The 12,418-nt window shown below is 58.9% G+C and carries 8 protein-coding genes; 3 read left to right on the top strand and 5 right to left on the bottom strand.

Going from position 1 to position 12,418, the window contains the following annotated elements; genetic code table 11:
- Positions 1-53: 53 nt before the first annotated feature.
- Together ACID345_RS17930 and ACID345_RS25740 are read left to right on the top strand one after the other, a co-directional pair.
- Positions 54-2,585, top strand: coding sequence for a tail fiber domain-containing protein (locus ACID345_RS17930; RefSeq protein WP_011524268.1), 2,532 nt, complete (start codon positions 54-56; stop codon positions 2,583-2,585).
- Between the two features lie 94 nt (positions 2,586-2,679).
- A complete protein-coding gene (locus ACID345_RS25740) occupies positions 2,680-5,013 on the top strand; it encodes a tail fiber domain-containing protein (protein WP_011524269.1) in 2,334 nt (777 codons plus the stop codon).
- Here the strand turns inward: ACID345_RS25740 and ACID345_RS17940 are convergent.
- The 3 genes from ACID345_RS17940 to ACID345_RS17950 all read right to left on the bottom strand — a co-directional run bounded on the left by ACID345_RS17940 (position 4,973) and on the right by ACID345_RS17950 (position 9,572).
- Positions 4,973-6,328 carry a thiol-disulfide isomerase gene (locus ACID345_RS17940; protein WP_228370668.1) on the bottom strand — a complete coding sequence of 452 codons (1,356 nt, stop codon included), beginning with the start codon at positions 6,326-6,328 and terminating at the stop codon, positions 4,973-4,975. The genes ACID345_RS25740 and ACID345_RS17940 overlap by 41 nt on opposite strands.
- A gap of 190 nt (positions 6,329-6,518) precedes the next feature.
- Positions 6,519-9,200 (bottom strand): ABC transporter permease, encoded by a 2,682-nt coding sequence (locus ACID345_RS17945; protein ID WP_011524271.1) that lies wholly within the window; start codon positions 9,198-9,200, stop codon positions 6,519-6,521.
- 9 nt (positions 9,201-9,209) lie between these two features.
- Positions 9,210-9,572: a PadR family transcriptional regulator gene (locus ACID345_RS17950; protein WP_011524272.1), complete on the bottom strand. Its 363-nt coding sequence runs from the start codon at positions 9,570-9,572 to the stop codon at positions 9,210-9,212.
- A gap of 645 nt (positions 9,573-10,217) precedes the next feature.
- On the opposite strand from ACID345_RS17950, the gene ACID345_RS17955 reads away from it, so the two are divergent.
- A complete protein-coding gene (locus tag ACID345_RS17955) occupies positions 10,218-10,553 on the top strand; it encodes a hypothetical protein (protein WP_049761959.1) in 336 nt (111 codons plus the stop codon).
- A gap of 19 nt (positions 10,554-10,572) precedes the next feature.
- On the opposite strand, the gene ACID345_RS17960 is transcribed toward ACID345_RS17955, so the two are convergent.
- Positions 10,573-11,508 carry a toll/interleukin-1 receptor domain-containing protein gene (locus tag ACID345_RS17960; protein WP_011524274.1) on the bottom strand — a complete coding sequence of 312 codons (936 nt, stop codon included), beginning with the start codon at positions 11,506-11,508 and terminating at the stop codon, positions 10,573-10,575.
- Between the two features lie 17 nt (positions 11,509-11,525).
- Complete coding sequence (locus ACID345_RS17965; RefSeq protein ID WP_148210162.1) at positions 11,526-12,395, bottom strand: hypothetical protein; 870 nt, start codon at positions 12,393-12,395, stop codon at positions 11,526-11,528.
- Positions 12,396-12,418 lie beyond the last annotated feature (23 nt).

Consider the following 12,418-nt stretch of genomic DNA (forward strand, 5'->3'; position numbering starts at 1 on the left):
CTTTCCCCCGTTTAGTGCTGCTGACACGCGTTCGATATTCGCAAGGAGAGTTCATGAAAGTTCGTTGGCTGTTCATCGCAGTGCTGAGCTGCGTTTCGTTATTCGCGCAGCAAGAGACAAGTGTTGCAACCGCGCCCGCAACGGCTGCAGTTCCGCGACTCATCCGCTTTTCCGGCCAACTGAATGACGCAAGCAAAACCGTTGGAATCACCTTCACGCTGCACACATCGCAAAAAGACGATCGCGCGCTTTGGATCGAAACTCAGAACGTGAAGCTCGATGCCAGCGGCAAGTACACAGTGCTGCTCGGCGCAACCAAGACCGATGGCATCCCGATGGAAGTGTTCGCCTCGGGCGAAGCGCAGTGGCTAGGCATCCGCGTTGAAGGTCAGAAGGAAGCGACGCGAGTATTGCTCGTCAGCGTTCCCTACGCGCTCAAAGCCGCTGAGGCGGAAACGCTCGCCGGCCACAGCGCCACCGAATTCGTTACATCCGACAAGCTGAGTGTCGTGGTGCGACAAGAGATGAACCAGGCATCCACTACCGGCACCTCCGGCGGTTCCGTGAAGGATCCAGTCGCGCACAAAGGCAATGCCCTCAGTTCGACCGCGACCAACTTCTCCGATAACACCGTTGACCAGGTCGTAAAAGTAACCCAGAACGGCACCGGTTCAGCAATCATTGCGAACAGTCCTCAAGCGAATGCTGTGTTAGGCAATGCGACGACGGCTGCTGGCTACGGCGTCACCGGTTCCAACGCAGCAACCACCGGCGTACCGGTCGGGGTGCGCGGCACCACGGTGGGCGACAACGGAATTTCTGTTTACGGTACGGCAGCCGGTACCGGCGGCAGCGCCACCGGCGTCAAGGGCATCACCGCCGCGCCGAGTGGCTATGGAGTCTTCGGACAAAACACGTCGGCCACCGGCCCGGGCATTGGCTTCCGCGGCAGCACCGCTTCCACGAGCGGTACTGCCATCTATGGCACTTCCACTGCGGGCACAGGAAACACGATCGGCCTTCGTACCTCAGTCGCGAGCGCTTCCGGAACTGCCGCAGTTCTGCAAAACACAGCCACCGGCAAAATCATTAGCGGACAATCCGGTGGAGCGCTCAACGAAGTGTTTTCCGTCGCTGGCACCGGAGACATCGCAACTGTCGCCGGCCTCACTGCCGCCGGCACGGTCGCGGGCGCAGCGCTTTCGGCCGCCGGAACCGTCTCGGCCACCGACGTTACCGCCACCGGCACCGTCTCCGCTCCTAACATTTCAGGAACCAACCTCACCGCCTCAAACACCGTATCCGCGTCAACCGTCACTGCGGCAAACGTTACCGCGAGTGGAATGGTTTCGGCATTGGCTCTCTCGGCTACCGGGAATGTGTCGGGGGCTACCGTGTCAAGCACTGGCCCGATCACTTCGGGCGGAGGTTTCTTCGGCGACGGTTCAACGCTCAGCAGGGTGGTCGTGCTCGATCCCGCCGCGTATCAAGTAGCGGACACCGGTTCGGCTGATAACTCCGGCGCTCCCATGATCGCGATCAACGGCATCACCCATAGCGGCGCCACTCCGTTTAACGCATATGTCCGAGTCCAGCAGGACAGCGGCGTCGTGTTCAAAGGCATCCTTGGCGTCGGCGTCATTCCGTGGACCGGCTCCGGCGAACGCCTGATGTGGCATCCCTACAAAGCTGCCTTTCGCGCGGGTTCCATCGGCAGCGCCGGCACCCAATGGGACGATCCCAACGTAGGCTTTTATACCTGGGCAGGCGGCTATAACACCATCGCCCTCGGCCTCAGCTCGTTTAGCATGGGATATCAATCACAGGCACTCGGGTCCTACTCCAACGCAATGGGATACACCTCCATCGCGGACGGGACCGGAGCGGTGGCAATCGGATATCGCGCCGGCGCTTGCTCCGATTACAGCGTGGCTCTAGGACAGCGGGCCACCACGGATGGTTCCCTCGCCGACCAAACGTCTACCTCTCCTTGCAGCGGATCGAGCGGACATGCCGGAGCCTTCGTTTGGGGAGACGGTAGCATTACTACGAACGTCGCCGCACAAGCCAACAACGAGTTCCGCATTCGCGCCTCAGGCGGTGTCCGCTTGCGCACCTCCGTAAATGCCAGCAGTCCGCTTGGCACCAACAGCAATACCGGGTGCGATCTCCCCGCCGGGTCCGGCGTCTTCAGTTGCGCCTCCTCGCGCACCGTGAAAGAGAACTTCCTGTTCCTGAGGAACGCAGATGTCCTCGCGCGCCTGCGCACCATGCCCGTCTCGACCTGGAATTACAAGGCAGAAGGTAAGGAAGTCCGCCATATGGGGCCGGTCGCCGAAGACTTCCGCGCTGCGTTCGGCCTCGGTGAGAACGAAACCACGGTCGGCGTGAATGACCTCGCGGGCGTGGGCCTTGCTGCGGCCAAAGCGCTCGACGAAGAAAACGTGCGCTTGAAAAAAGAACTGCTCGAACAAAAACGGGTGCAGCGCGAGCAGGACAAGGTCCAACGTGAACAACAGGCACTCATCAAAGCGCTCACCGCCCGCCTGACCAAGCTCGAACAGGCCAGTACTCCCAAGAAATAAATGCAACCGTAGTTGCCCCACTCTATCGCAAAGCGATAGGGTGGGAATTTTCCTTCCGCATTACCCGGCCCTTCTTCGTTTTAAGGAGACCTTCATGAAATTGCGTTGGCTATTCGCAGCTGTCCTCACTTGTGTTTCGGTGTTCGCCCAACAAGAATCTGCAGTTGTGGCCTCGCCCACAGCGGCAGTCGTTCCGCGACTGATCCGCTTCTCCGGCCAACTCACCGAGAGCAACAAGACAGTCGGCATCACGTTCACCCTGCATGCATCGCAAAAAGACGATCGCACTCTCTGGACGGAAACCCAGAACGTGAAAGTGGACGCAACCGGCAAATACACGGTGCTGCTCGGCGCGACGAAGGCCGACGGGATACCGATGGAAATGTTCGCGTCAGGCGAAGCGCAATGGCTTGGGATCCGCATCGAAGGGCAGAAAGAACAGTCTCGCGTCCTGCTCGTCAGCGTGCCTTACGCGTTGAAGGCGGCAGAAGCCGAAACCCTCGCCGGCCACAGCGCCACCGAGTTCGTCACTTCCGAAAAACTAAGTGTCGCGGTGCATGAAGAGCTAAATGGACAGAGCGCCACATCTACGCCCGGCACTACGAAAACGGCAGATCCCAAAGCCAGGACCAGCGTGGTCAGTGCCGGAGCAACAAACTTCAGCGCCAACACCGCAGACCAGGTCGTAAAAGTCACGCAGGTCGGTACCGGTTCGGCGCTGATCGCGACCAGTCCGCAGGCCAATGCCGTGTTGGGCAGCGCAACCACGGCCACTGCCTACGGCGTCACTGGCTCCAACACCGCCAGCACGGGCGTCGCGGTCGGCGTACGCGGCACCACCGTCGCTGACAACGGCATTTCCATCTACGGCACGGCAAGTGGCACCACCGGCACCGCCACCGGCGTTAAAGGCATTACCGGCGCGCCGAACGGATACGGCGTCTTCGGACAAAACACTTCCACCACCGGCCCGGCCATCGGTTTCCGCGGCGCGACAGCTTCGAGCAGCGGCACTGCAATCTACGGAACGTCCACCGCGGGCAGCGGCTTGACCATCGGCCTGCGTACCTCGGTTGCTAGCGCGGATGGCACCTCCGCCGTCCTGCAAAATACCGCTGGCGGCAAGATCCTCAGCGGGCAATCCGGCGGCGCTCTCACCGAAGTCTTCTCCGTCTCCGGCACCGGCGACATCGCAGCAACTGGCCTCACCACAACCGGCAACATCACTGCCGGCGGAGGTTTCCACGGCAACGGTGCAACCCTCAGCAACGTGGTCGTCCTGGATCCCGCCGCCGACCAGGTTGCCGACACCGGGGCAGCCGACACTTCAGGGGCCGCGATGATCGCGCTCAACGGCGTGACACATAACGGCTCTACCGCCAACAACGCATACTTCCACGTCCAGCAGGACAGCGGCGCACTCTTCTCGGGCACGCTTGGCATCGGCAAAATTCCTGCGACCGGCGCCGGCTATCGCATGATGTGGCATCCCTACAAGGCCGCATTCCGAGTCGGCGGAGTGACTGCCACAGACTGGGACGACCCGAATATCGGCTTTTACTCGTTCGCTGGAGGTCACGACACCCTCGCAAGCGCCTTCGGTTCGTTTGCGTTCGGGGACGGCACGCTCGTCTCAGGCACCGATGCAGTGGGTTTTGGGAATGCGAACCACGTAACCGGAACCATTGGCTTAGCCATTGGGGCCAGCAACTATGCCAGTGGTTTCGGCTCCACCGCTATCGGATATACCGAGTGGTCTCAAGGCCAGGGATCCGTGGCGATCGGTTATCGCACGGGTGCCTGCAACGACTACGTCGTCGCGTTGGGCCACCGGGCAACCAATGACCACGCCCAGGCCGATGCCGTCGCTCCACCTTGCTCAACCGCCGGAACACCCAGCGGATACACCGGCACCTTCATCTGGGGCGACGAAAGCACGACCAACAACGTTGCGAACCAGGCTAACAACGAATTCCGTATTCGCGCCTCGGGCGGGGTCCGCCTGCGAACTTCCGTCAATGCCAGCAGCGCGCTCGGCACCAACAGCAACACCGGATGCGACCTCCCTGCCGGGTCCGGCGTCTTCAGCTGCGCTTCGTCGCGCACCGTAAAGGAGAACTTCGCGTTCCTCAGGGGCACCGACGTTCTCGCTCGCCTGCGCGCCATGCCCGTCTCCACGTGGAACTACAAAGCTGAAGGCGCAGAAGTCCGCCACATGGGCCCCGTCGCCGAAGACTTCCGCGCCGCGTTCGGACTCGGTGAGAACGAAACTACCGTCGGCGTCAACGACCTCGCCGGCGTAAGCCTGGCCGCAGCCAAAGCCCTCGACGAAGAAAACGCGCGCCTGAAGAAAGAACTCCGCGAACAAAAGGCCCTGATCAAGGCCCTTAACGCGCGCCTGACCAAGCTCGAACAATCCAGGAAATAACCAGGGTTTCCCCACTCAATTGCGAAGCACTAGGGTGGGGACTTCCCTTCTTCCTCTCAAAAAACTCTTCTTTGTCGGTCGTAGCCGGCACCGCGACGTCGAAGAACCCCACCATCATCTCTTCGTACGTCTGCCCGCCCCACTTCACGTACTGCGACGGATCGGGATTGTGCATGTTGCCGTCGCTGTTGTCGAAGGTCGCGACAGCCTGCAGCACCGTTCCAGCCTTTAGCGGAATCGGCTGCGCCAACTTGTAACTTAACTGCCAGTGGAAATGATAGTTCACCTTCAGCAGCGGTTCTATTTCGCCATTCGGTTTAACGATGTCATATTCAAACTTCTTCCCTCTTAAGTGCATGTGCGGAAAGAAACTTAATAGAGTCGCATCATTCGGAAGAGTACCGCGCTCATAGACTTCATAGTTATCTGTTCGCGGAGGAATGACGAAACTATGATTCGTGAGCTGCAATGTGAGCACTCTCTGCATCGGCTTTCCTTTGGAAAATACTACGCCAATCGAAGTCTGATCGGTAGTCCCGTGCCCATTTGTCGTATAGTGCATCTGGAAAATGAGATCGCTTCCCGCAGGCAAATACTTCGCCATCCCATCCGGCCACCTATCCGGCTCACTCCCCGGCGCATAGACAAGTAGCATGTCCGAAGTAGTCGCCAACGCCTCGGCATGCGCCTTTGGGTCCACCATGTCGCCAGCGGTAAAGGGCTTCCCCAGCGGCGCATCGCGTAGCCAGGTCGACGCCGGCGGCCGGATGTACACCACCGCATGGTGCACATGCTCGCGCGAGCTCGGCCGTATCTCCGACATCTGCACCCACCGCCCCTCGCTAAAGTGCGTCGGGACGATCTCGTACGTGTACTCCACGTCGCCGTGCGCGGGCAGATCGACCGGAACCGGCATGGTGAACACTGCATCGGGCTGCGGGATGAGCCAGCCTTCTGCGTAGCGTGGCGCGGGTGGGGCGTCCTTCGGATTTCCGCGCGGGGCGTGAGCTTCGGCCCACTTCACAATCGTCTGGATCTGTCTATCGCTGAGCGAGGGATCGTTGGAGAACCGCCCGCAGCGCGGGTCGGCGAACCAGGGCGGCATGCGCTTCGACGCCACCGCAGCCTTCATCGCGTCCGCGTAGGGCTTCACCTCTTCATAAGTGGTGAACGCCATAGGCGCGATCTCGCCACGCCGATGGCACGACTGGCAATGCGCCTGCAGCAGCGGCAAGACGTCCTTGTAAAAAGTAGGCCCCTGTTGCGCCACCGCGCTAGCGCCAAGCATCAGGCCAATCCAAATCAAACGGGACACAAGAATGATTCTAGCTGTTCGCCATCAGCTCTCGCCCCAGAAGTCCCACCCCATCCGCCAAGTAGTCAGTCGGATGTCCGATCTCGGCCAGCCCGCACCGCCATGTCCCCCACGCAAAAGCGTCCTGTCATCCTGAGCGCAGCGAAGGATCTGCTGTTCCCCGAAGATCACACTCTGCCTACGTGGCCGATCATTCCGCCTTTAGCGCATCCACAGGATTGATGACGGCAACCCGCGAAGCCGGCAGAAAGCTTGCCAGCGTCGCTGCCGCAAAGAGGATCAATGGGACCGCGGCGAAACTAAAGGGATCCAGCGGGCTGACGCCGTACAGCAGGGTCGTCAGCAGCCGCGCGACGCCAGCCGCCGCCCCTAGTCCGATCACGATGCCTATCCCCGTGAGGACTAAAGCGCTCCGCACCAGCATCCATCGCAGCTCCAATTTCTGGGCGCCGAGCGCCATGCGGATGCCGATCTCCCGCGTGCGTTGCGATACCGAATAGGAAATCACCCCATAGATGCCGATGATGCCGAGTGCCAGCGCCATTGCGGCGGCAACTCCCAACATCGCGAGGGTGAAGGAAGTGCGCGCCAGCGACTTCGAGTAGATCTCCTGCATGGTGCGAGGCGCGGCCACAGGCAGGTCAGCGTTGACGCTCCGGACCGACTGCTGGATCTCGTTGACGAGCGCTTCCGTTCCTGCGCGCTTGCTACGGATCACGAACGCGACCGAGCGTGGCGTAAAGGTTCCGAGCCAGGGATTGCGGATAATCGCCGGCCAGTACACGATCGCCGGTGCTCTTTCATTCACGCCGTTGTAGTGCACGTTCTCCGCAACGCCAATCACCTCACTCCACGGCTCCGATGGCGCTTCCCGAAAGCGTTTTCCAATAGCATTGGCAGCGCTGCCCCATTCTTCGCGGGCAAGATTCTCAGAAACGATCGCGCGTGGCGCAACGTCGTAGATTTCTTTCCAGGTAATATCGCGGCCCGCAACTAGATGTGTGCCGATAGTCTGAAAGTATCCCGGAGAGATGTAGTTATAGAAGCGGAGTGGCGGATCTCCTGCATAGGTTTTCCCTTCCGCGCGAATCGCGTTCCAACCATGCTGGGCATCTTCCATCGGGACGAGCAGGGCAAACCCCACGTCGCTCACGCCGGGAAGCGAGGCGAGTTTGTCCGCAATGTTGTTCTCGACGCGCGCGACCATCTGCGGATCCGCGATGGACGACTCGGGGATCGCGATGCGCAGGGTTTGCAGCGTAGGGGCATCCGTAAATCCCGGATCAACCGCCGACAGTTCACGGAAGGTGCGGATCATCAGCGTCGCGCAAACCAGCAGTACAACCGCCATCGCGACCTGGGCGACGATGAGAATGTTGCGCGACCTATGCCGCTCGCGGCTCGCGCTCACCGTGCGTGTGGCGCCAAGACTCACATTGCCACGATACCGTGTGTATTTCCACGCCGGAATCGATCCGAAGAACAGTCCCGATAAGAGTGACAGAACGAATGCAAAGAGAAGCGAGCGTGCATCGAGAGTGATCTCAGTCAGTCGCGGCAGGTTCGCGGGGCCAATTGAAACCAGCAAGCGCAAGCCTGCCAAAGCCACGCCGATTCCCATGATCCCGCCGAGCAGACCGAGCAGCGAACTTTCAAAAAGCAGCTCGCGCGCGATCCGTCCCCGTCCGGCGCCCAGGGCTGCGCGGATCGAGAGTTCGAGCTGCCGCGCCTCGGCGCGAACCAGCAGCAGATTGGCCACATTCACGCAGGCAATCAACAGCACGATTCCAATCGTGCCCATCACCACCCAAAGAACGCTGCCCACATTCCCAACCACTTCCTGTTTCAAGGAATGAAAATCCGGCGTGATCCTCCACGCGTCGTACCAGTGCGGGTCCGATCCGGGGCCGTTTGAAAATGAGTCCATCCACACCGGCACCAGGCGCGCGATGTCTGCGTTGGCCTGCGCGATCGTCACTCCGGGTTTGAGCCGCCCAATTCCCTGCAGTCCAAAGCCGGCCAACGATTGCTTGTTGCGCTCGAACGCCGAGGGCGCCAGCACGTCGAAGTCATGGTCCACGATGCGGAATCCACGCGGCATCACCCCGACAATAGTGCGCGCCTGCGAATCCATAACAATCGCGCGGCCGATAACGGAACGATCGCCACCGAAGCGCCGCTGCCAGTACCCATAGCTGAGCACCACATTCTTTGCGCCGTTCGGCGCTTGGTCTGCCGCCGTCAGTTCCCGGCCCGCCAGGGGAGGCACCCCGAGTGCTTCGAGAACTCCGTCGGTCACGAGCACGACATTCACTTGCTCCGCCTGCGCCACCCCGCTCACGTTGGCCCTGGCGGAGGTCCACGTCCCCAGCGACTGAAAGGTGCGGTTGCTCTCGCTGAAGGTGAAGTACATCGAGGAGGAGAGGGGGAGGCCGTTCTGGAAGTCGGCGAGACCGGCTGCCCCCGGGGCGTTCAGCCGCAGCGAGACAAGCTGATCGGCCTCCGGATACGGCAGCGGTTGCAACAGCACCCGGTTGATCACGCTGAAGACGGCAGTATTTGCGCCGATGCCGACCGCCAGCGTCAGCAGCACGGTCGTCGCAAAACCCGGCGACCTGCGCAAGCGCCGCAGAGCGAGTCTCAGGTCAGCCAGCAGCGATTCAAGCCGCGGCCACTGCCAGACCTCGGTGCTCTGTGTCTCCACCAGCACCGGATTGCCGAACGCGCGCAGCGCAGCCTCACGCGCCTCGCTTCGAGAGAGGCCGTCCAGGCGCATGAGCTGCTCGGTCTTCTCTTCAATGTGCAGCCGCAGCTCTTCGGCCAATTCGTCGCTAAGACGCCGACGGCGGAAGATGCGCTCGATCCAGCCCATGGCAGCCTCCTAATTGGCCTCGCGCTTAGCCGGTCCGAGCACCATTTGAATGCCATCGAGCATGCGGTCGAAGCTGGAGATCTCGCGCTCCAGGTGGCGCAATCCAGCTTTCGTGATCTCGTAAACACGGACCCGGCGATTGGTCGAAGACGAAACCGTCCACTCGGCCTTCACCAGCTTCCCTTTGAGAAGGCGCTGCAAGGCCGGATACAGCGACCCTTCTTCCACCTGCAGCAGGTTGTTCGAGCGCTGCTGGATGTGCTGGACCAGCGCATATCCATGCGCCGGCTGACGCCGAAGCGATTCCAGGATCATCATTTCCAGTGCGCCCGGAAACAGGTCCCGCGAAGTGCTGTTCTCGTTATTTGGCATAAGGCATTGAGGAACAATGCCTAGACTAAAATAGTAATGGTCGGCGAGTCAAGTAAACGTCGGATCAGGAAATCGTCGGGGTCAAGTAATCATCGAGCGCCAGGGAGTCCACCCCACCCGCAGCGCCGCCAGGGCGACGGTTGTCATGACGGTTGTCATCCTGAGGCGGGCGAGAGCCCGCCGAAGGACCCCCTATTCCCTCCGCAAACGCCCGGCGCCCACGGTCAGGGGAGTAACGAAACGGTACAGGTACCCTCCCCCACCCCCCATAATTGTGTTTTCAGCCACTTAGGCTGTGGAAAACCCGCAAATATTACCATCTAAAGGTACTTACGGGTAAAAATTTGAAAACGCGCCAGTTAAGTCCAACAGTTGCAGACTCCTGCAACTCTGCCCGCTCTCCACCCGCTTACCAGATGATCAACAGCTTCCCTTCGGTGCGGGAGTAACCCACATGAACAGTTTATGAGGCTCGCGTCACGATGTCTGTGACGGGTGAACACGGCGGGTGTGATGAAAGCACGCGCTTTGCTGTTTCGGTTCGATCACTTTTCCACAGCTAAAAGGAAAGTTTTCTTATTGCGAGACGTGAATGGAACGACCAGAATGCGATAGTAACCGACTAGCGAAGAGAGGAGATAACGAGTGATCGAATTTGGCGGACTTGACGAACTTGCAAAGAAACTTGAGGATCTTGGCCAGAAGGCAGAGGACCTGCACGGAGAACATGAACTACCTGTATCTGAACTCCTAACACCAGCTTTCTTGGCAAAGTGCAGCCAATTCATTTCCGTTGATGACTTGTTTGCTGCAAGCGATTTTAAGGTCGAAACTCCTGAAGATTTCAAAGCGATTCCAGATGACCAGTGGGACGATTTCATCCGAAAAAATACGAGCTATGAAAGCTGGAATGCGATGCTTACGGATGCAGCGAGCGAATGGACGGCAAAGAAGCTTGGGTTGAGTGGCGAGGAAGAGTAATCGGTTCCCCATAATGCCATTATTGGTATTGACGTTTCAGGCTGGGCGATATCGAAACGATATGAACGCTTCCGATGGTCGCGGATAGCTTTAACCACCGGCTCGAAGCGAACCACTCCAAAATCTTCCCAACAACGAACAGATTTAGCCCCGTCTCTTCGGCGATGGTTCTCGCGTTCATGAGGCCGTGATTCAAAATCATCATTGCGACCCGTCGAGCTTCGTCCTCAAATCCAGGGTTGTATGCTCGCATGTACACCATGAACCCGTTTAGCGAAGGGCGAAGAATTCCGATTCCGCGTGAGCCGCTTCCCGATAGGTGAGTGATTCTTACGTATCCCTTCTCTTCAAGAATTTCTGAAGAATCTAAGAACTGATCTTTCCCTAAAGAAGGAACCAGCTCAGACGCCTCATTGACAGACAACACCTCTCGACCTGCGTTTATCCAATGATCGTACAAGGCGCGGAAGAGAGCACAATCACTCTGTTGGAGCCCACTGATCTGCCTCTCCTTAACGTATGAAGGAGGGTCTCCGATTGGCGGTTTAGTGCGGACCTCGAATATCGCTGATAAAATCTGGTGCAACTCATCCACATAGCTCTGCAAATTGTGAATTCGCACCCATAGGAGACTCTTAAGACTTTCTGGGATCTCACAACTGTCGATTACGACCGGGATTATCTTCACCTGCTTTGTGATTCTGTTTACCGTAGCCGTGTCGAGTTCTGCTTTAACCCATGGTTTCACGACGCTCGTGGAAGAGACCACCACGATGACCGCATCGGCATTCTTCAGTCCCTCATTGAATAACTTTTCAACTAGACTGTCTCCCGGTAAGATCTCCCATCTGTCTAGCCAAGCTTCCACGCCGTTCGCGCGCAATTCGGTCGCGAATTGCAGGACAAACCTCTGTTTGTCCTCGCTGGCGTAACTGACGAACACTTTTGGCGGCATTTCCAGGAACCTCGACGTTATGACAGGCGATTAACATATTCCACGATATTCATGGCGGTCCGAATCAGAAACTCGCTTTCACGGGCTTTGAATGAATGCGAGCTCCCCGAGTGCGCAGCGGCACTCGTGACCTCCCAAACCACCTGCATCTGTTCAGCAAGGAGCTTCGCCTCGGTGCCGTCTACTGTCTTGAAGTTATCTGAAATCCACGTCTCGACTTTCTGTTGAAACCTCATGCTCGGAGGGAGAGCGCTCGAGCCGCTCTCAAGTAACGCTTCGACGGATCGACGACAGTGGAGCACGGCCATATGACAATCGCCATCTAACAACGCTTTCTTCGCGTCTCGTATTTCCCCCACCGATTTCTGCAGATGTTTTCCGATAGTAGTTGATGCATAACGGACCTCAAGAATTTCCAAGCCGCCATATCCGAGCCCTGGCAAGAGATTGTCCACCCACTGTGAGCGCGGAATTGGGAACTTTAATCCTTCAATCCGTCCGACCTCGAAGATGACCGCCGCATTCGGCATATGAATGGCGAAGATCGGTAGCAGATTCAACATTACTTGAAGGTCTCCCGGTCCGCGAGACCGTTCAATCTGATCAATCGTCGAAAGATCGAGGGGAATCGAGAACGTCTGAACTCCATTGGTTGTTCCGTCGGCTCGTTCCGCGCGCAACATTGGATTGTGTTCGAAGCGAGCAACCGTGCGATGATCAGGCGATCGGAGTTCCCCGACAATCCGCATTAAAGTCAACGGGCATACAGCCGGTGTCGCTGCTCCGATCCTATCGCGAAATGCGTTGAGCGCCACCTCGGAGCTGATGGTGAGCACCGGGAAATAAGGGCCCCCGTATGATCCAATGTGCGTCAATTCGAAGCTCACCGCTCCCACCGAATCCATGCTCC

It is taken from the genome of Candidatus Koribacter versatilis Ellin345, assembly GCF_000014005.1.
Classification (GTDB): domain Bacteria; phylum Acidobacteriota; class Terriglobia; order Terriglobales; family Acidobacteriaceae; genus Korobacter; species Korobacter versatilis_A.